Raw genomic sequence first — 21,393 nt, 5'->3', positions numbered from 1 at the left:
GGTATCCGCAAGTACCTCAGCGTCCACGAGTGCATCAGTTTCAGCAAGCACCTCAGCGTCTACTAGCGCGTCAGTCAGCGCAAGCACCTCAGCCTCCACGAGCGCGTCGGTAAGTGCAAGTACCTCAGCATCGACGAGTGCGTCGGTAAGCGCAAGCATGTCCGCGTCCACGAGTGCATCAGTAAGTGCAAGTACGTCTGCTTCGACGAGTGCGTCAGTATCTGCAAGCACCTCAGCCTCGACGAGCGCGTCAGTAAGTGCAAGCACGTCCGCCTCGACGAGCGCGTCAGTATCAGCAAGTGAGTCTGCCTCCACGAGCGCGTCGGTAAGTGCAAGTACATCCGCTTCAACCAGTGCATCCGTAAGCGCAAGTACCTCAGCGTCAATGAGTGCGTCAGTAAGTGCCAGCACGTCAGCGTCCACAAGCGCATCTGTATCCGCAAGTACTTCAGCGTCAACTAGCGCGTCGGTAAGCGCAAGCACGTCCGCTTCAACGAGTGCGTCGGTAAGTGCAAGTACCTCAGCGTCCACCAGCGCGTCTGTGAGCGCCAGCACGTCCGCATCGACAAGTGCGTCGGTAAGCGCAAGTACCTCAGCATCGACGAGTGCGTCGGTATCCGCAAGTACCTCAGCGTCCACGAGTGCATCAGTTTCAGCAAGCACCTCAGCGTCTACTAGCGCGTCAGTCAGCGCAAGCACCTCAGCCTCNACGAGCGCGTCGGTAAGTGCAAGTACCTCAGCATCGACGAGTGCGTCGGTAAGCGCAAGCACGTCCGCGTCCACGAGTGCATCAGTAAGTGCAAGTACGTCTGCTTCGACGAGTGCGTCAGTATCTGCAAGCACCTCAGCCTCCACGAGCGCGTCAGTAAGTGCAAGCACGTCCGCCTCGACGAGCGCGTCAGTATCAGCAAGTGAGTCTGCCTCGACGAGCGCATCTGTATCCGCAAGTACTTCAGCGTCAACTAGCGCGTCGGTAAGCGCAAGCACGTCCGCTTCAACGAGTGCGTCGGTAAGTGCAAGTACCTCAGCGTCCACCAGCGCGTCTGTGAGCGCCAGCACGTCCGCATCGACGAGTGCGTCAGTGAGTGCAAGTACGTCGGCCTCAACGAGTGCCTCAGTATCCGCAAGTACCTCAGCGTCCACGAGCGCCTCAGTTTCCGCAAGTACGTCCGCTTCCACGAGTGCATCCGTAAGTGCAAGTACGTCTGTTTCAACGAGTGCATCTGTGAGTGCCAGCACGTCCGCTTCAACGAGTGCATCAGTAAGTGCAAGTACGTCAGCGTCTACTAGCGCGTCAGTGAGTGCAAGCACCTCCGCGTCCACGAGTGCGTCAGTAAGTGCAAGCACCTCAGCATCCACAAGTGCATCAGTAAGTGCCAGCACGTCCGCCTCAACAAGTGCATCCGTGTCAGCAAGTACGTCGGCCTCAACGAGTGCATCTGTGTCTGCCAGCACGTCCGCGTCTACTAGCGCGTCGGTATCAGCAAGTACATCAGCGTCCACGAGTGCATCTGTAAGTGCAAGTACCTCAGCTTCCACGAGTGCATCAGTGAGCGCAAGTACGTCCGCTTCCACGAGTGCATCAGTAAGTGCAAGTACGTCTGCATCAACAAGTGCGTCCGTAAGCGCAAGCACGTCCGCTTCCACGAGTGCATCTGTGAGTGCAAGCACCTCAGCGTCCACCAGTGCATCTGTATCCGCAAGTACGTCCGCGTCGACGAGCGCGTCCGTAAGTGCAAGCACCTCGGCATCCATGAGCGCATCCGTAAGTGCAAGCACCTCGGCATCAACGAGCGCATCAGTGAGCGCAAGTACGTCCGCTTCAACGAGTGCATCCGTATCTGCAAGTACGTCTGCTTCCACGAGCGCATCAGTTTCAGCAAGCACGTCCGCATCGACAAGTGCGTCAGTCAGCGCAAGTACCTCAGCCTCGACGAGTGCGTCGGTATCCGCAAGTACGTCCGCTTCAACGAGTGCATCTGTGAGTGCAAGCACCTCAGCGTCTACTAGCGCATCCGTAAGTGCAAGCACCTCGGCATCAACGAGCGCATCAGTGAGCGCAAGTACGTCCGCTTCAACGAGTGCATCCGTATCTGCAAGTACGTCTGCTTCCACGAGCGCATCAGTTTCAGCAAGTACGTCCGCATCGACGAGCGCATCAGTAAGCGCCAGCACGTCTGCTTCAACGAGTGCGTCAGTAAGTGCAAGCACGTCTGCCTCAACGAGCGCATCAGTAAGTGCAAGTACCTCAGCATCGACAAGTGCGTCTGTATCTGCTAGCACGTCCGCATCTACTAGCGCGTCAGTGAGCGCAAGTACGTCAGCTTCAACCAGTGCATCTGTGAGTGCAAGCACCTCAGCGTCAACGAGTGCGTCCGTATCAGCAAGTACGTCCGCGTCCACGAGCGCCTCAGTAAGCGCCAGCACATCCGCTTCAACGAGTGCTTCAGTTTCAGCAAGTACGTCCGCGTCGACAAGTGCCTCAGTAAGTGCAAGTACGTCCGCGTCGACGAGTGCGTCAGTAAGTGCAAGCACCTCAGCTTCAACGAGTGCGTCCGTGAGCGCCAGCACGTCAGCGTCCACAAGTGCCTCTGTATCAGCAAGTACATCCGCATCAACAAGTGCGTCAGTATCCGCAAGTACGTCCGCGTCGACGAGTGCTTCAGTTTCAGCAAGCACGTCGGCTTCAACAAGCTCATCTGCGAAAGCGAGCGAGTCCGCCTCCACGAGTGCATCTGTATCTGCAAGTACCTCAGCCTCCACGAGCGCGTCAGTAAGTGCAAGTACATCTGCATCGACAAGTGCATCAGTAAGTGCCAGCACATCTGCTTCAACGAGTGCATCAGTAAGTGCAAGTACGTCAGCGTCAACCAGCGCGTCAGTGAGTGCCAGCACATCTGCATCAACAAGCGCGTCAGTGAGTGCCAGCACGTCAGCATCAACAAGTGCGTCAGTAAGTGCAAGTACATCTGCATCGACAAGTGCATCAGTAAGTGCAAGTACCTCAGCGTCCACAAGTGCATCCGTGAGCGCAAGTACGTCCGCCTCAACGAGCGCCTCAGTAAGTGCCAGCACGTCTGCCTCAACGAGTGCGTCAGTGAGTGCAAGTACGTCCGCTTCAACGAGTGCGTCAGTAAGTGCAAGCACCTCAGCATCGACCAGCGCGTCAGTAAGCGCAAGCATGTCAGCATCGACGAGTGCGTCGGTAAGCGCAAGTACGTCCGCGTCGACAAGTGCGTCAGTGAGCGCAAGCACGTCTGCCTCAACGAGTGCATCAGTAAGTGCAAGCACGTCCGCTTCAACGAGTGCATCAGTATCTGCAAGCACCTCAGCGTCCACGAGCGCATCAGTAAGTGCAAGTACGTCCGCGTCGACGAGTGCGTCAGTGAGTGCAAGTGAGTCAGCTTCAACTAGCTCATCTGCGAAAGCGAGTGAGTCCGCATCGACGAGCGCTTCTGTGTCTGCAAGTACATCTGCCTCAACGAGTGCATCTGTAAGCGCAAGCACGTCCGCATCGACGAGCGCGTCCGTAAGTGCAAGTGCGTCCGCTTCAACGAGTGCATCAGTATCTGCAAGCACCTCAGCGTCCACGAGCGCATCAGTAAGTGCAAGTACGTCGGCCTCGACGAGTGCATCTGTATCTGCCAGCACGTCCGCCTCGACGAGTGCATCTGTATCAGCAAGCGAATCCACTTCAGTAAGTGCATCTGCTTTAGCGTTGGCAAGTATATCTGCTTCAGTAAGTGCCTCAGAATCCGCAAGTACTTCAGCTAGTCTGTCTGGTTCAGAAAGTGCTTCGATTAGTGATTCTCAGTCAATCAGCGAGTCTACCTCACTGAGCACCAGCACCTCAGTCTTGCATAGTCAGCTGGATCTGGTTCATGAGAAGGAATTCTATTCACTTAGCCTTTCTACAAGTGAGTCACTATCAGCAACAGTCAGCCTCAGCGAGCTTGCCCGTGTCAGTCAGTCTGTATCGGAAAGCCTGTCTACGAGCCTGTCAGCTAGTCAGAGCACATCCGAAAGTCTGTCCGCTTCAGCAAGACAGTCTGAGCTGGATCTGATTTCCAGAGGTCGTCTGCCTCAGACAGGGGAAACGGAGAGCAAGGCTTCCATCCTGGCTCTGGGCTTAGGAGCATTGGGCTTGGCCTTCAAGAGACGTAAAAAGAAAAGCGACTCTGAGGAGTAGCAGTAAATAGAGCCAATCAGTTTATCTTTGTAGTCCGTCAAAAGTTCACTAAGTTAGTGAGCTGTGGAAGTGATGGGCAGAGTAAGTCGTAAGGGAATTAACTTGATAATTTCTGGTGCTTGCTTCCTAAAATCCTAGATTAGGAATTAGTAAAAAGAAACCGAGAGGCAATAGAAACAGGAAGTTTTGACAACTTCCTGTTTTTTTGACAATTTAGTAGAAAAAAAGTGTCCTTTATTCTGCAGGAAAGTCCTTGAGAATATAGATTTTTTGGACAATATTTTATATAATATCAAGTATAGAAATGATGTTTTAGAGTTTATGAAATGAAAGAGTAAGGGAAAAAATGAAAACGATTGTTTTGGTTGGGGATCAGGCCTATCAAGAGCAAGTTTCGACTGCAATTAAGTCGATTTTGTATTACAATAAAAATGCAAAAATCTATGTTTTCAATCAAGGATTAAGTGACGAATGGTTTCATGAATTTAATGAGCTGGCCGAGCAGCTGGATAGTGAACTAATTAATATCAGCTTGGACCAAGTGATGATCAGTCCAGAGTGGCTGACTCAGGACCATATCAGCTCAGCAGCCTATGCACGCTATTTCATTCCGCAGTTTGTAGCAGAGGAGCGCGTCCTTTATCTGGACAGCGATCTGGTGGTCAATAGAGATTTGCAGCCTTTATTTGATATTTTTCTAGAAGGCAAGCTTGTTGCAGCGGTTGGAGATGCCGGTGGTTACGGATTTAACTCTGGAGTTCTGCTAATTGATAATCGAGCATGGAAAGAAAGGCAGCTGCAGGAGACCTTTATCAAGGAAACGGACCGCATCATGGACTTGGTCCAGTCTGGCCAGATGGAGGATTTCAACGGCGATCAGACGGTTTTAAATCATGTGCTGGCTCAGGACTGGCTGCCCTTGGATAAGATTTACAATCTGCAGGTAGGCCATGATTTGGTGGCCTTTTACAGCGGCTGGAATTGGCATTTTGAGCTGGATAAGGAACCGATGATTATTCATTATACGACTTATCGTAAGCCTTGGAATTCGGAGATCAGCTATCGCTACCGTCAGCTTTGGTGGGACTTTCAGGCCTTGAGTCTGGAGGATGTTTTAGCCCATCATCGGGGAAAGTTTGAGATGCAGGACCGTTGGGAGAAGGCCGCTCTCAACTGTATGCTCCTGACAGATGTGCAAGAGCTAGAGCAGATTGAGTTTTTAGCCCAGTCCCTGCCTAGCGTTCATTTTTATATAGCCTGTTACACAGATATGGGAGATTATCTGCGTTCTTTGGATCGCTATGAAAATATCCATCTCTATCCGCAGGTTATCCATGCAGTGCTGGATGAGCTCATTGATAAGTGCCAGGTCTATTTGGATATTCACCATGGGAACGAGCACTATGAACTGAGCAGTCGTTTCAAGACACTTGGCAAGCCAGTTCTGGCTTTTGACAATACTAAGAAAAATGAAAAGGAAGAACTGGTCTATCCCCATGAGCACCCTCAGGAGATGTTGAGAAAGCTGCGCAGTCTGATGAAAAAAGAGAAGCCGCAAGCCTTTCGTGCTGTGGTGCTGGCGGCTAATGCTACCTATAGTGAGCAGGTCTTAACCACCATTAAGTCCATCGTCTGCCACAATCGCTTTATCAAGTTTTATGTCATCAACAGTGACTTTCCAACAGAGTGGTTTGTCAGCGTGCAGAAAAAACTGGCCAAGCTGGACTGCCAGATCATCAATGCTCGGGTGGATGGCAGTCATATTAGTCAATATAAGACAAATATCCATTATTCAGTTTTTTTGAGATATTTTACGGCCACTTTTGTAGAGGAAGATCAAGCCCTTTATTTGGACTGTGATATTGTAGTTACACGTGACTTATCAGAAATTTTTGCACTTGATTTGGGATCCCATCCGCTTGGAGCGGTAAGAGATCTGGGTGGAGAAGTATACTTTGGCGAGCAGATTTTTAATTCAGGTGTTTTACTGATTAATGTGAACTACTGGAGAGAAAACGATATTGCGGGTCAATTGATTGAGATGACTGATAACTTACATGATAAAGTTACTCAGGATGACCAAAGCATTCTCAATATGCTCTTTGAAAACCGCTGGATGGAGCTGCCTTTTGCTTATAACTGCATTACGCTGCACACGACTTTCTCGGACTATGAGCCAGAAAAAGGTCTCTATCCGCCTGTGATTCACTATCTGACCGAGCGCAAGCCTTGGAAAGAGTATACCCAGTCTATCTATCGTGAGGTCTGGTGGTTCTATCAGGGACTGGATTGGTCGGATATGCAGGAGCCAGTCGGAGCCCTGACTCAAAAGATGGTGGAAGGTGAAGGGGGCTCAAGTCTGTCCTGCCTAGTCTACACCTATTCTTGTGACCTGATGCATATCAACTATCTGATTCAAGCCCTGCCTACCTGTCATTTTTACATCGCGGCACCGGTAGTGGTGGCAGAGCCAATCACGCGTCTGCTCCAGTATCCTAATGTCAGCGTCAGCTCAGATATTGCTGGTATTCCGGCTCTCTTGGAGTCACTGGAAGCCAAGTCTCAGCTGCTGCTGGATATCAATGCCGGTGATGAGGTAGGGGACATTATTGCTCGCTTTAAGTCTGCTGGCAAGCCAGTCTTTGCCTTTGACAGCACAGTCCATGGCCAGCAGGGGCAGGAGGTCTTTCCTGCCAGTCATCCTGAAGTCATGGTGCGGGCTATTGAGTCCCTGCGCTTGCCTGAGTCCGAAGAGCGGCAGATTTCTGTCCTCTCTATCAACCAATCACTGGATTATCTCTTGGAGAAAGGTGCTTCAGTGGTTCGTTTTGGAGATGGGGAGATGGATTTGGTTGCGGGCCGTAGTATCGTCTATCAGGACTTTGATCCAGAGCTGTCAGCACGCTTGAGAGAGATTATGTCTATGGAAAGCGATGAGCATTTGATGATCTGTCTGCCCGATGTCTTTACAGGGCTAGAGCGCTATTCCATCGATGCCCAGAATTTCTGGAGTCTAAATCACTTGCCACATTTTCTTGAGAAATATAAAAATATTTGCCGAGCGCCTTGGTATGGCTCGACCTTTATTTCCCGTCCTTATATCGACTTGGAAGATAAGACACCGTCTGCGGGTTATTTTGCCAAGCTCAAGCAGCTTTGGCAGGACAAGGACCTCTTGATAGTAGAGGGCTTGACTTCCCGCTCTGGTGTGGGCAATGACCTCTTTGACGGGGCTAGGTCCATCAAGCGGATTATCTGTCCTTCGCGCAACGCCTACAGCAAGCTGGAGGCCATCAAGCAGGCTGTCCGAGAGCATGCGGACAATCGTCTGATTTTGACCATGCTGGGTCCGACGGCCAAGGTCTTGGTCTATGATCTGGTTCAGGAAGGTTATCGGGCGCTGGATATTGGGCATATTGACTCGGAGTATGAGTGGTTCCAGATGGGGGCTAGCCACAAGGTCAAGCTGTCGCACAAGCATACGGCTGAGCACAACTTTGATCAGGATATTGAGTTTAGAGATGACCAAGCTTATGACAGTCAGATTGTTGCCAATCTGGCTCAGGAATGAAGATTAGAAAAAGAATATGAAAGTTAATATTACCAATCTATACGGTATGTCTGGCCAGAGTACGGCCTTGATTGCCCAGAATGATGTGACCAAGCTAGCCAAGCAGCTGGGCTTTAATGAACTGAGTTTTTACTTTTACGATATTTACAGCGATAGCCAGTCGGAGCTCAGTCGGCGTCTGGACGGTATCATGGCTAGTGTAGGCTATGGCGATGTGGTTATCTATCAGTCGCCGACTTGGAATGGCCGGGAGTTTGACCAGGCCTTTATCAGCAAGCTCAAGATTTTGCAGGCCAAGCTGATTACCTTTATCCATGATGTACCGCCACTGATGTTCCCGTCAAACTACTATCTGATGCCAGAGTATATCGATATGTACAATCAGTCAGATGTAGTCATCGTTCCTTCTGAGCAGATGCGGGACAAGCTGCTGGCAGAGGGGCTGACGGTGGACAAGATTTTGGTCCAGCGCATGTGGGATCATCCTTATGATCTGTCCCTGCACCAGCCTCAGTTTGTGCCTAAGCTGTATTTCGCAGGAAGTGTGGAGCGTTTTCCACATCTGATTAATTGGTCTTATGCAATGCCGCTAGAGATTTTTTCGCCTGAAGAAAAGTCAAATCCAGAGGCCAATGTCAGCTATCGCGGCTGGGTCAGCCGGCCAGAGTTGCTCTTGGAGCTGTCCAAGGGCGGTCTGGGTCTGGTCTGGGGCGTTGAGGAAAATCCAGCAGACGAGCCGGAATACTACGGTCTTAATATCTCTCATAAGTCTGCCACCTATTTGGCAGCCGGGATTCCGGTCATCGTTCCTTCTTACCTGTCCAATGCAGAGCTGATTCGCGAGCGCGGTCTGGGCTTTGTCGTAGACAGTCTGGAAGAGGCCAGTCGGATCGTAGAAAGCCTGACTGCCGAGGAGTATCAGGCTATGGTCGAGCGGGTTAGAAATTTCTCTTTCTTGCTCAAGGAAGGTTATTTTAGCAAGAAAGTCTTAGTAGATGCGGTGATGGAAGTCTTATCTTAGAGTCCCTCCAGCCATCGTCATGAGGAGTCAGTGTGAAGTCATTTTTTAAACCGGTCATTATCAAGAAGTTTCTGTGGACCTTATTTTTCTTATTTATCTATGTCTTGGGAACCAAGCTGACCCTGCCTTTCGTTGATATGAGTAAGGCAGCTGCCATGGACGGAACCTCTACGACCTTGAACTATGCGACAGCCCTGATGGGGGGGAATCTGCGCAGTATGTCGCTCTTTTCTGTCGGCCTGTCTCCTTGGATGTCCTCTATGCTGATCTGGCAGATGTTTGCTGTGTCCAAGCGCCTAGGCTTGAGTAAGCTCCCTCTGGAAGTGCAGGAAAGGCGGCGGATGCTGCTGACTTTGGTCATTGCCTTGATACAGTCTGTGGCACTGGTCCTAAACTTGCCACTGCAAGAAGCAGGTGGGGTGGATATGACTACGATTATCGTCTTAGATCCCTTAGTCTTGATGGCTGGAACCTACTTTCTCATCTGGCTGACGGATTTGAATGCTGCTATGGGACTTGGCGGCTCCATCATGATTGTCATGGCCAGCATGATTGCCTACATTCCGCAGGACATCTGGCATTCCATTCAAGAGCTGAAGATTTCATCTCTTTGGCTGGGCTTGCTGCTGGTTTTCAGCCTAGTCTTTCTCTATTTGGCTGTGACCGTCGAGCGCTCCAAGTACCGGATTCCAGTCAATAAGATCAATATCCATAACCGTTTCAAGAAATACTCTTATCTGGATATTCGTCTGAATCCTGCTGGTGGGATGCCGATTATGTACGCTATGACCTTGGTCAGCATTCCCCAGTATTTCCTTTTGATTATCCACTTTCTCCAGCCGAACAACCAGATGATTGAGCAGTGGATAGAAGCGCTGTCTATGGGAAGTCCAGCTTGGTTTATCCTCTATCTGCTGACTATTTTCATCCTGGCACTGGCCTTCGCCTTTATCAATATCAGTGGCGACCAGATTGCTGAGCGGATGCAAAAGAGTGGAGAGTATATTGAAAATGTTTATCCCGGAGCAGCAACCCGCCGGTATATCAATGGTTTGGTGACCTATTTTGCTCTAGTGGGGGCTTTCTATCTTATCCTGATTTCTGGCCTGCCTATGTTGGTGGTGCTTCTGGACATTCGCTATCTGCGGCTCAGCATGATTCCGGGGATTTTTATGATTTTTATCGGGATGGTCTTTTCTATTAAGGACGAGGTGGATGCCTTGACGCTTAATGACCGTTATCGTTCATTGTTGTAGGAGAAACTATGTATTACTTTATTCCTTCATGGAGTGGCAGTGGGGATCGGGTTTGGCACCGGGATATTGTCCCTTGGTATCGCTCCATGCAGCGACTGGAGTTTGATGACTCGATTCATCAGATTCGGATTTTCCAAAGTGAAAATCTGCCAGTCCAGCTGCTTTTGCCAGCCTATATGCCACATGCCCGCTATCTCTTGCATCGGCAGGATATTTTTGAGACGGACTATTACTCGGTCTTTGATGAGATTCAGGGAATCCAGTCTAAAGAAATGCAGGTCTTGCAAATCAAGGATCTGGACTGGGAACCAGACTGCGAGTTTGTCTATACGCCCTTTCTAATCATGGTTCGCAGGCAGGAACAGCTCTATGCCCATGTCGAGTTTGGAGTAGAAGGCTTTGTCAGCTTCATCAAGTTTTTCAAGGATGACCAGCTGGAGAAATTTTATATCTTTGATGATCGGGGCTTTGTCTCCAGTATCACCTATTATGAAGAGGGGCAGCCCCTTTATCAGGACTACCTGCAGCCGGATGGTGATTGGCGGATTCGTGAGCATCTCAAGCCTGACGACAGTCGGGTAGAGGTCAACCCTGCTTACTTACTGGACTTTGATAAGCTGGAGTATGAGCGGATGCCGGACTTAATCTTGGAGAAATTGGGACACTATATCGAGCGCAATGCAGGAGAGGACAGCCGGTTTGTCCTAGCAACGCATCCCTTATACACTCAAGCCATTTTGCGCTTATTGCCCAAGAATGTTCAAATCATTCTCAGCTTTTTCCACGAGCGCAATCATACAGTGGATTGGTCAGCTCTAGAAGCAGATTTGCAGCAGGCAGATTTAGTCTTGACTGATCGTATGGATTTCAAGAAGGCTATCCAGCGCTACCTGCCTAGGCAGGCTCAGAAGGTGCATTACCTGTCGCCTTTTGATACCCGTCTGCAGCTGGGCAAGAGCCAACGCCGCCGTGAATCCAAGATTTTTTATCAGATTAATCTGGAAGAAGGGCTTAATGACTATGCCATCTTCAAGGTTCTCCACTATGTGGCCAAGCATCCGGATACAGAGCTGACTATCGGTGTTTATAATGCTTGGCAGGAAGGAATCCAAAAGGTGGAGACCAAGGTGCAGGAGGTTATTGATGAATATCTGAATCGGTATGAATTTGTCAAGAACTACCGTCGCAGTGAGCAGGCTGAGAATGCCCTGCTGGAAAATCAGGAGCAGGACCTCCGCTTCACCATTAAGAATATCACGGACGAGCTCAGCTTGATTCAAGAGCTGGACGATACGCGGTTAATCATTGACCTAAGTGAGCAGCCCAATCTCTATACACAGATTGCTGGGATTTCTGCTGGGATTCCGCAGATCAATCTGGTGGGCTCGGACTATGTGACCCATCTGCAAAATGGCTATATCTTGGATTCTATCTCTGATCTTCCGACTGCTGCAGATTATTACTTGGAAGGTTTGAAAAATTGGAACCAGGCCCTGATTTATTCTATTGAAAAAATCCATCATAATACTGGTCTGGAGCTGATTGGCCGGTGGGAGCAGTGGCTCAAGGAGGCTGAGAATGCAAAATAAGCTGAAAATCTTACAGATTGGCTCAAGCGACTGGAGCAAGGAGCTTGCCATTCCAGACAATATGGCTTGGTATTATTTCTTTCCAAATTCCAGTCTGGCTCTTAAAAAGGTCATGGAAATGGATAAGATTGCCAAGTTCGATGCGATTTTGGTTGATGACCTGCGTCTGATTCCGGATTTATTTATGATTGAAGACAGGATTGTCCCCCATACGGTTTTCTATGACAAAGAACAGGAAACCCAGGAAGCGGATATTGAATATTTCCTCAAGCGTCACTGCGCTCAGCCAACGGATATGGGTGATCGAGCTGACCTGGTCCGCAAGCTGTCCAAGGCTCTCTTTTCCGGTCAGTATGGCGATAAGATGACACCGCTCGATATGGTGGTCAGTCCCGGCTTTCGGGGCAAGATTTGCTACAATGGATATGAAAATCTAGAGCTGGAAGGTGACTTTGGTCAGGACTTTCAGCCTGTCCTCTCTTGGAAATACAATGTCGTGGCCAATGCCTCCAATCCAGTTGAGCTCTGGCTTGAGTATGAAAAGTCCGGCAGCTGTGAGCTGCGGTTGCGTCTCTATAATATCCAAGAAGGCTCGACTGCGGACATTGCTCGCGAGACTGTTTTCGCAGAAGAGGATATGCGGGAATCCATGGTTCTGGACAATGACTTTACTTCCTATCTGGGCGTCAGTCTGGAGGCTAGAGGCGAGGGACGGATTCAGGTCGGCGCTCTGCATCAGCGTCTGACCCGCTTTGAGTTTGGTAAGTATGTTCTGGGTGGAAAGATTTTTCGCGATAGCCACCGTCAGGAGATTAATTATTTCTTTTATCCGGGTGATTTGAAGCCGCCTTTGGCTGTTTATTTTTCTGGTTACCGTCGGGCGGAAGGCTTCGAGGGCTTTGGGATGATGCGGAGTCTGGGCTGTCCTTTTCTCTTGTTTTCAGATCCGCGCGTGGATGGCGGTATGTTTTATCTGGGCAGTCAGGAGCTGGAGAGCAGTATTCATAAGATTATCCAAGAGCATTTAGATTTTCTGGGCTTTACCGAGCGTGATTTGATCCTATCGGGCATGTCTATGGGAACCTACGGTGCGGTTTATTACGGATCAGAGTTTCGTCCGCGAGCCATCGTTTTGTCCAAGCCCTTGGGAAATTTAGGGACTATTGCCCAACGTGGTCGTTTACGCCTGCCCAAGGTCTTTCCGACGGCTCTAGATGTCCTTCACCGTCACACGGGTGGCAAAGATAAGGAGCATGTAGAGGAGTTGAATCAACGCTACTGGCGTAAGTTTGAGAAGGCTGATTTCAGCCGGACGACCTTTGGTATCGCCTATATGAAAGAAGAGGACTATGATCCGACGGCCTATGAGGACCTGGTGGCAGCTCTTCATCTGACTGAGGCCAAGCTGATTAGCAGAGGTGTCCCTGGCCGCCATAATGATGACTCCACTATAGCCATATCTTGGTTCATGAATTACTATCGAATGATATTGGAAAAAGAATTTGGGAGAAAGAAATGAACATTCAAAAAAGAAAGGGTATATACTGGGGAGAGCTGAGAGGGGTTTCAGCGGCTAGTACTATGATTGATTTTACCTATCTTTATGGCACTACCCTTATCATTCATTCCCCTTCACATATATTTTTTGAAAATAAACTGATGGCCTCCGGCCAGACCATCCATGAATGGTCTTCCAAATGGAACTATCAGCGAGACCGGCAGGTGCCTGCTCTCCCCTTGCTCAAAAAGGGAGCTCGCTATTGTCTGTCTAGAGATATGACCACCTATCCTGAATCCAGCGTCTTTCTGAAAATCATCTTCTTTGACCGCTATGAGAAAGAAATCAGCAATCAAGTGGAGCGCTCGGAGAGTATGATCTTTACCTACCCAAAGGAAGCCTATAGCTATAAGGTTCAGCTGCTGAGTGCAGGAGTTGAGTCCTTAGAGTTTCATTGCCTAAACATTGACCAAATCATAGAGGAGTCTGATGATTAAAAATCATTTTCAAATTCAGCGCTTAAAGAAAATCTTAGCCAAAGTCAAAAGCTTTGAGTCAGAAATGGCTGGCTTGTCAGATGCTGAGCTGCGAAAGAAAACTCAGGAATTTAAGAAGAGACTGACCGCAGGTGAGACTTTAGACGACTTACTGCCGGAGGCTTATGCTGTGGTGCGGGAAGCGGACAAGCGGGTGCTGGGCATGTTTCCCTACGATGTGCAGGTCATGGGGGCGATTGTTCTCCATGAGGGCAATGTCGCTGAGATGGCTACAGGGGAGGGCAAGACTCTGACGGCTACCATGCCGCTCTATCTTAATGCCTTATCTGGTCAAGGAGCTATGCTGGTGACCACCAATACCTATCTGGCTCTGAGGGACGCTCAGGAAATGGGGCAGGTCTATCGTTTTCTGGGGTTGACTATTGAGGCAGCGGTGGTAGCTGATGAGACTGAAAATTTGACTCCCAAGCAGAAGCGGCTGATTTATCAGGCAGATATTGTCTATACGACCAATAGTGCCTTGGGCTTTGACTATCTGATTGAAAATCTAGCAGAGAATAAGGATAGTCAATACCTTAGTCCTTTCAACTATGTCATCATAGACGAGATTGACTCCATCCTTTTGGACAGCGCACAGACGCCTCTGGTTATCTCTGGTGCCCCTCGGGTTCAGTCTAACTTCTATGCCATTTTGGATACTTTCATTACTACCCTGAAAGAAGAAGAGGATTATCACTACGATGACGAGAAAAATGAAGTCTGGCTGACATCCAAAGGTATTCTGGCGGCGGAGTCTTTCCTTGACTTGGAGCATCTTTTCTCCAAGGAAAATCAAGAGTTGGTCCGCCACCTCAATCTAGCCTTGCGGGCTCACAAGCTCTACAAGAAGGACAAGGACTATGTTGTTCGTCAGGGTGACAAAGAGGCAGAAGTTGTGCTTCTGGATCGCTCAACCGGCCGTCTGCTGGAAATGACTCGGCTTCAGGGAGGCCAGCACCAGGCTATTGAGGCCAAGGAGCATGTCAAGCTGACGGAGGAAACGCGGGCCATGGCTTCCATTACCTATCAGAATCTTTTCCGGCTCTTCCGGAAAATCTCTGGTATGACTGGAACCGGCAAGGTGGTGGAGAGCGAGTTTATGGAGACTTACTCCATGTCTGTCATCAAGATCCCGACCAACCAGCCAGTTATTAGACAGGATTTGCCAGACCAGCTTTACCAGACCCTGCCAGAAAAAGTCTTTGCTTCTCTGGACGAGGTCAAGCACTACCATGCCCAAGGCAATCCGCTCTTGATTTTTACTGGCTCAGTTGAGATGTCAGAGATTTACTCTTCCCTACTGCTGAGAGAAGGCATCGCCCACAATTTGCTCAATGCCAACAATGCGGCCCGTGAGGCGCAGATCATCGCTGAGTCTGGGCAGAAAGGTGCGGTGACGGTAGCTACATCCATGGCCGGCCGCGGTACGGATATAAAGCTGGGACCAGGTGTCGCAGATTTGGGCGGTCTCGTGGTGATTGGTACTGAACGGATGGAGAACCAGCGGATTGACCTACAGATTCGTGGCCGTTCCGGCCGCCAAGGTGATCCTGGGATTAGTAAGTTCTTCATCTCGCTAGAGGATGACCTGCTCAGGAAGTGGGGGCCAGACTGGCTCAAGAAGTTCTATAAGGACTACTCTACTGAAGAAGTTCAGCAGCATCCAGTCCAGCTGGGGCAGCGCCGCTTTAGACACTTAGTAGCCAAGGCACAGAGAGCCAGCGAGAGCAGCGCCAAGATGTCCCGTCGGATGACGCTGGAATATGCCCAGTGTATGAAGATTCAGCGGGAGATTACCTATGCTGAGCGCAACCGTCTGATTCAAGCCGAAGAGCGGATTGACGAGGAAATCAACCGTGTCCTTAGTCAGGTCATCCATCAGGCAGCCTATGAGCAGTCCTATGCGACACGGGCTGACCTCTATCGCTTTATCTTAGACCATTTCAGCTATCATGCTGAGCGTATTCCTTATGATTTCGATATTTATTCGCCAGAGAAAATTGCAGAGCTCTTGCAGGATATTGCCGAGCAGGAATTGCAGGCAAAGAAAGCCTATCTCAAGTCTGACAAGCTCTTTACCCATTTTCAGCGGGTGTCCGTTCTCAAGGCTATTGATGAGAACTGGGTCGAGCAGGTAGACTATCTGCAGCAGCTCAAGACAGCCTTGAGCGGTCAGCATTTCTCTATGAAAAATCCTCTGGTAGAATACTACCAAGAGGCTTACGATGGCTTTGAATATATGAAGGAGCGCATGAAACAGCAGATTGTCAAGAATCTTTTGATGAGTGAATTAGCACTCAACCCTAAAGGAGAAGTCATCATGTACTTCCCGTAAGACGAGGAGAATATGACAGTATATAACATCAACTTAGGCATCGGTTGGGCCAGCAGCGGTGTAGAATACGCCCAAGCTTATCGGGCTCAGCTTCTGCGCAGGATCCAGCAGCCGGCTAAGTTTATCTTTATGGATATGATTTTAGCGGATAATATCCAGCATCTGACGGAAAATATTGGTTTTCTGGATGAGGAAGTTATCTGGCTTTATAACTATTTTACTGATATCAAGATTGCACCGACGACGGTGACGCTGGACCAGGTGCTGGCTCAAGTCGCAGGTCAGCCGGAGCGCTCGGAGAGAGAGGGCAAGATTGTCCGTTATTTCTATCCGCAGGATGATCAGTTTATCACTTGCTATCTGCGGCAGGAAGACCAGGACTTTGTGGAGCATGTGGAGTATGTCTCGCGGGGGAGATTGATTCGCAAGGATTATTTCTCCTATGTCCGCTATGCCAGTGAATACTTCGCACCCCACAATGATGCTGCAACCCTCTACCAGCGCCGTTTCTACCATGAAGACGGCAGTGTGGCCTATGACATGCTGATAGAGGATGGTCAGGAAGAGCTCTATCGCTTTCCAGATCGGATTTTCTATTCCAAGGCTGAGCTGGTCCGCTATTTTCTCCAATGTTTGCAGCTTCAGGCAGATGATGTGGTCATCTTGGATAGGGAGACAGGGATTGGTCAGGTTGTCTTTGAGGAGAGTCAGAAGGCTAAGCTGGGAGTAGTGGTCCATGCGGAGCATTTTAGTGAAAATGCCAGCAGTGACGACTACATTCTCTGGAATAATTTTTATGACTACCAGTTTACTAATGCTGACAAGGTGGACTTTTTCATCGTGGCAACAGAGGCTCAGAAAACGATTCTAGAGCAGCAGTTCCAGCATTACTCGAACAAGCAGCCCAAAATTGTCACCATACCGGTGGGAAGTCTGGACCAGCTGACTTATCCCAAAGATCCTCGCAAGCCTTTCTCCATGATTACGGCTTCGCGTCTCGCTACGGAAAAGCATATCGATTGGCTAGTGGCAGCGACTGTCCAAGCACAAGCCCAGCTGCCTGAACTGACTCTGGATATTTACGGTAAGGGGGGCGAAGAGGAGAAGCTGCGCCGCAGGATTGAGGAAGCAGGAGCTCAGGACTACATTCGGCTTAAAGGGCATGCGGATTTGAGCCAGATTTATGCAGGCTATGAGCTTTATCTGACAGCTTCAACCAGTGAAGGCTTTGGTTTGACTCTCATGGAAGCGGTCGGATCAGGTCTGCCCCTCATCGGCTTTGATGTCCGCTATGGCAATCAGACTTTTATTGATGATGGTAAAAATGGCTATCTGCTGCCAGTCAGTTCCAATCAGGTCGAGGATCAGATTATTGCTGCTTTTGTGGAGAAAATAGTAGCTCTCTTTAGCCAAGGACGCCAGCAGGAGATGAGCCAACACTCTTATCAAGTGGCTGAGAATTATTTGACCAACCGGGTTGAAGCGGCTTGGTCCCAGCTTTTAAAGGAGGTCAGAGATGATTCAGCTCTTTGATTATTACAATCAGGAAACCCAGGATCTGCATGATTCCCTCCTTGCAGCTGGCTATGACTGTCCGACCATTGTCATTGAGGCAAATGGCTTTCTGCCTGACGACATGATATCTCCCTATACATATTTTCTAGGGGATGAAGAGGGAGTAGACCACCCACTCTTTTTCAATCAAGTGCCAGTGCCGCCTTTCTGGGAAATTACAGGCGACCATCAGTCGGCGCGTGTCAGTGACATGGGGGAAGAAAGGGCACGGATTCACTATGCCAGTCAGGCCAAGGGCCGGCTGGTCAAGCAGGTGGATTGGCTTGATAAAAAAGGCCAGCTGCGACTGAGTGAGCGCTATAATAAGCAAGGCCGCTGCTTTGCAAAAACAGCCTATAAATCAGGTCAGGAAGCCTTCAACACGACCTACTACAGCACTGATGGCCAGGAGCGTATCGTGGAAAATCATGCCACCGGTGACATCATCCTGACTCTGGACCAAGAGCCCTTGCGAATTTTTAAAAGCCGAGTGGATTTTATCCGTTTCTTCTTGGAACGGCTAGACTTTGACTTGGATCACATTCTCTTTAATTCGCTGGCCTATTCTTTCCTAGTTTCTCACAGCTTGACGGGTCGAGCTGGACAGGACATTCTCTTTTGGCAGGAGCCCCTGTATGACGAGCTGCCCGGCAATATGCAGCTGATTCTGGGAAATAGTCAGCTGCGGGCGCAGACCATTGTCATTCCAGATTTGGCAACCTATGAAAAGGCCAAGAGTTTGGCTGCAGCTGACCAGCAGCAGAAGTTCCTGCATCTGGGCTATCATTATGACTTCAAGCGGGACAACTACCTACGAAAAGATGCTTTAATCTTGACTCATTCGGATCAGATTGAAGGCTTAGAGACCTTGGTTCAGGCCTTGCCGCAGATAGTTTTTCGCATTGCAGCTCTCACGGAAATGTCGCCCAAGCTCTTGTCTATGCTGTCCTACAAGAATGTTGTTCTTTATCAAAATGCCAGTCTCAAGCAAATTGAGCAGCTCTACTTGGAATCAGACATCTATCTGGATATCAATCACGGCGGACAGGTTCTGCAGGCAGTGCGCAAGGCTTTTGAGAATAATCTCTTGATCCTAGGCTTTGAGCAGACCCTGCATGACAGGCACTACATTGTCCAGCAGCATATTTTTGACAGCAGCCAGCCAGCTCAACTGGCATCAACTTTGGAAGAAGCCTTATCTGGTGTCGAGCAGATGCGGTCAGCCTTGCAAGCTCAAGGTCGACATGCCAACGATGTGCCCGTCAGTCTTTATCAGGAGGCTCTCCAAAGCGTATTAGGAGGTCAGCATGGCTAAAAAAGATTTATTTCATAAGGATATTGAGGGACGGTTAGATGAGCTTAAGCATGGCAAGCCCAAGAAAGAAAAGGCTAGCTTGGGAGAAAATCTCAACAAGGTTTTTGTCATTGCCTTGGGCTTGATGATCTTGATTGGCTTGGTTTTTACATTGATTGGAGCCTTGAGGAAATAAAATGCAAACAATATTGATTACACTTACCATTGTAGCAGCCCTTGTCTTGATTTTGCTGGTTAGTCTGCTTCCCAGAGAAAACCAGCAATTTTATAGAGAAACTAATACATCGATTGGCAAGTCAGGCTACTGGGAAACCCACCTCGCAAAGAAAATCCTAGTTCTTTTAGCAAGCCTTTCCCTGATTGTGCTCATGATTTTCTTTATGATTCAATCCCTCTAGCATCTGTTTAGGAAGTTACTCAGACGACTGCTAAATAAGAAAGACCCTCTATTGCAGACAATAGAGGGAATTTTTATAAGCAAATTTTGGATGTAAAGGTTTTAATTTCTGAATGAACCTTGATATTTTTCTGAAAAGGAGTAAACTGGATATACAAGTGATGGAGGTTTGGTATGAAATTATACGTTCAGTTGATGATTATTTTTATGATTTCCCTCGTTGGAGAAGGGATTTCAAGTGTTTTCCATCTGCCTGTTCCGGGCAGTATCATTGGTTTAGTCTTGCTGTTTTTGGCGCTGCAGTTCAAGCTTCTGCGCCTGCGTCATATCAGCATGGTTGGCAATTTTCTTTTGGCAAATATGACCATTCTTTTTCTGCCTCCAGCAGTTGGTATCATGGATAAATTTCAGGTCATCGCGCCTTATCTACTGCCGATTATTTTGATTGTTTTAGGAGCAATTGTGCTTAATGTCTGCGTGATTGCAGTTGTGGTGCAGCTGATTAAGACTCGTTTCGAAGGAGATTATGAGGAAGGAGACGCCAGCAATGTCTGATTTATGGAGCAACCCTCTCTTTGGCCTTGCCTTGTCTATCTTGGCCTATCTGTTCGGCCTATTGATTTTTCGGAGATTTCCTCATCCCTTGACAACTCCTTTGCTGATTGCAGCAGTTTTGGTTATTGCTTTTTTGAAATTAACCGGTATTTCCTACAAGGATTACTATGTCGGCGGCTCCTATTTAAACAACCTAATTGTGCCATCTACGGTTGCTTTGGGGATTCCGCTTTACAAGACTTTTCATTTGATGAAGCACCATGCGCGCAGTATTTTGATTGGGACCTTTGCGGCGGTTGTAGTCAATACCAGCTTTACGGCTCTGCTGGCTAAGTTTTTCGGCATGGATTTCTTTCTGGCTGTTTCTCTTTTTCCGAAATCTGTCACAACGGCCATGGCTGTCGGTATCACAGACAAGCTGCAAGGTCTTGCTACAGTGACATTAGTGGTGGTGGTTGCGACGGGCATTCTGACCAGTGTCTTAGGACCAACGCTTCTTAAGCTTTTAAAAATCACAGACCCGGTAGCTATTGGTCTAGCTTTAGGGGGAACCGGCCATGCGGTAGGAACGGGAACCGCCTTTAAATACGGCCAGGTCGCAGGAGCTATGGCAGGACTTGCGATTGGCGTGACCGGCCTCATGTACGTTCTGGTCAGCCCCATCGTGGCAGCCATTATTCTGAAGTAAAAATAAACAAGGTTGAAACGTTTTGTTTCAACCTTGTTTTGCTTATTGCAGATTTAGTTTGTTTTTTACGATGGCATAGATTGTAAAATAGAAACCGAAAATTTTGACGAGTTCAAAGACGATTCGGATAATAATGAAACCATCTAGCATCTGTTCAAATTCCGAAGAGGAGTAACTATAATCATATAAACTAAGTAGTCCATATGAATCAAAAGAACTAGGTAATAAGAGTGACAGGACTGCCAGAACAGTCCAAATTAAAAATCCGAAGAGCACAGCCATCATAATCCGATTCTTCTTGAAAAGCTGTCCGACTGAGATTGCTAGGTAAAAGAAGAGGATACCAGAAAGGATTTGAAGGAGATTAAGGAAGCCGTATTTGACAATCCATAGCCACAAATCTGGTATTTCACCAATAAATTTGAAAATCTCATTGAATGAAAAACCTACAAGGGGAAGAGCAATGCCAAAGATGACTAAACCACTAATAAACATAGTCAGCATACACAAGAGGGTCCAAACAAATGCGGAAAGAAGCTTGGACAGAAGAATCTGATGCGGGGTGACCGGCAAGGTCCAAGTCAGGTAGCCTTCTCTCCCAAAGATATTTTTATAAAATCGACGGATAATAATGATGGTATTGGATAGAAAGACTGCGCAAGATGCAGAAAACAGCAAGAGAAATAGTAGATAGAAAGTGATAATAACACCACTAATAGACAATGGATGTTCACTATAGCGATTCATTGCCTCAGGTCTTAGGATGCTGCCAGCTATGATTCCCATAAAGACTGATAGAGTGAGAAGAATGGCAAAGGTGATACAATACCATTTGTAATTAGACTTAAAGTCGTATTTAAACAGTTTTCCAAACATATAATGAAGACCT

The 21,393-nt window shown here is 48.5% G+C and carries 15 protein-coding genes; 14 read left to right on the top strand and 1 reads right to left on the bottom strand.

Annotation, left to right across the window (positions count from 1 at the left end; translation table 11 throughout):
- The 14 genes from D8877_RS06835 to D8877_RS06770 form a co-directional block, all read left to right on the top strand.
- The coding region (locus D8877_RS06835; RefSeq protein WP_125352837.1) for an LPXTG cell wall anchor domain-containing protein at window positions 1-4,189 on the top strand (4,189 nt) is incomplete at its 5' end.
- 346 nt (window positions 4,190-4,535) lie between these two features.
- On the top strand, window positions 4,536-7,760 hold the full coding sequence (locus D8877_RS06830; RefSeq protein ID WP_125352830.1) for an SP_1767 family glycosyltransferase: 3,225 nt from the start codon (window positions 4,536-4,538) through the stop codon (window positions 7,758-7,760).
- A 16-nt stretch (window positions 7,761-7,776) separates the two neighbouring features.
- Window positions 7,777-8,781, top strand: a complete 1,005-nt coding sequence (locus D8877_RS06825) for a sugar transferase (RefSeq protein ID WP_125352828.1) — start codon at window positions 7,777-7,779, stop codon at window positions 8,779-8,781.
- Between the two features lie 32 nt (window positions 8,782-8,813).
- Window positions 8,814-10,037: an accessory Sec system protein translocase subunit SecY2 gene (secY2, locus tag D8877_RS06820; RefSeq protein ID WP_125352826.1), complete on the top strand. Its 1,224-nt coding sequence runs from the start codon at window positions 8,814-8,816 to the stop codon at window positions 10,035-10,037.
- A gap of 8 nt (window positions 10,038-10,045) precedes the next feature.
- The gene (gene asp1 / locus D8877_RS06815) at window positions 10,046-11,626 is read left to right on the top strand and encodes an accessory Sec system protein Asp1 (protein WP_125352824.1); all 1,581 of its coding nucleotides are present in this window, start codon (window positions 10,046-10,048) and stop codon (window positions 11,624-11,626) included.
- Complete coding sequence (gene asp2, locus D8877_RS06810; protein WP_125352822.1) at window positions 11,616-13,145, top strand: accessory Sec system protein Asp2; 1,530 nt, start codon at window positions 11,616-11,618, stop codon at window positions 13,143-13,145. The genes asp1 and asp2 overlap by 11 nt, the downstream gene beginning before the upstream one ends.
- A complete protein-coding gene (gene asp3 / locus D8877_RS06805; RefSeq protein WP_061592762.1) occupies window positions 13,142-13,621 on the top strand; it encodes an accessory Sec system protein Asp3 in 480 nt (159 codons plus the stop codon). Before asp2 ends, asp3 begins: the two co-directional genes overlap by 4 nt.
- Window positions 13,614-15,995: an accessory Sec system translocase SecA2 gene (gene secA2 / locus D8877_RS06800; RefSeq protein WP_125352820.1), complete on the top strand. Its 2,382-nt coding sequence runs from the start codon at window positions 13,614-13,616 to the stop codon at window positions 15,993-15,995. Before asp3 ends, secA2 begins: the two co-directional genes overlap by 8 nt.
- 12 nt (window positions 15,996-16,007) lie before the next feature.
- Window positions 16,008-17,528 carry an accessory Sec system glycosyltransferase GtfA gene (gene gtfA / locus D8877_RS06795; RefSeq protein ID WP_125352818.1) on the top strand — a complete coding sequence of 507 codons (1,521 nt, stop codon included), beginning with the start codon at window positions 16,008-16,010 and terminating at the stop codon, window positions 17,526-17,528.
- Entirely contained in the window at window positions 17,512-18,864 is a 1,353-nt protein-coding gene (gtfB, locus tag D8877_RS06790; RefSeq protein WP_125352816.1) for an accessory Sec system glycosylation chaperone GtfB, read from the top strand. The genes gtfA and gtfB overlap by 17 nt, the downstream gene beginning before the upstream one ends.
- Window positions 18,857-19,039 carry an accessory Sec system protein Asp4 gene (gene asp4 / locus D8877_RS06785; RefSeq protein ID WP_061592766.1) on the top strand — a complete coding sequence of 61 codons (183 nt, stop codon included), beginning with the start codon at window positions 18,857-18,859 and terminating at the stop codon, window positions 19,037-19,039. Before gtfB ends, asp4 begins: the two co-directional genes overlap by 8 nt.
- Before the next feature lies 1 nt (window position 19,040).
- Window positions 19,041-19,262: an accessory Sec system protein Asp5 gene (gene asp5, locus D8877_RS06780; protein WP_061592767.1), complete on the top strand. Its 222-nt coding sequence runs from the start codon at window positions 19,041-19,043 to the stop codon at window positions 19,260-19,262.
- A 173-nt stretch (window positions 19,263-19,435) separates the two neighbouring features.
- Complete coding sequence (locus tag D8877_RS06775) at window positions 19,436-19,816, top strand: CidA/LrgA family protein (protein WP_002900667.1); 381 nt, start codon at window positions 19,436-19,438, stop codon at window positions 19,814-19,816.
- Window positions 19,809-20,504 (top strand): LrgB family protein, encoded by a 696-nt coding sequence (locus tag D8877_RS06770; RefSeq protein ID WP_002897855.1) that lies wholly within the window; start codon window positions 19,809-19,811, stop codon window positions 20,502-20,504. The genes D8877_RS06775 and D8877_RS06770 overlap by 8 nt, the downstream gene beginning before the upstream one ends.
- 42 nt (window positions 20,505-20,546) lie before the next feature.
- Here D8877_RS06770 and D8877_RS06765 read toward each other — a convergent pair whose 3' ends face one another.
- Window positions 20,547-21,380: a lantibiotic ABC transporter permease gene (locus D8877_RS06765; RefSeq protein ID WP_125352813.1), complete on the bottom strand. Its 834-nt coding sequence runs from the start codon at window positions 21,378-21,380 to the stop codon at window positions 20,547-20,549.
- Between the last annotated feature and the right edge of the window lie 13 nt (window positions 21,381-21,393).

Source organism: Streptococcus sanguinis (genome assembly GCF_003943735.1).
GTDB classification, from domain to species: Bacteria; Bacillota; Bacilli; order Lactobacillales; family Streptococcaceae; genus Streptococcus; species Streptococcus sanguinis_E.
This window is presented reverse-complemented; position numbering and strand designations above follow the sequence as displayed.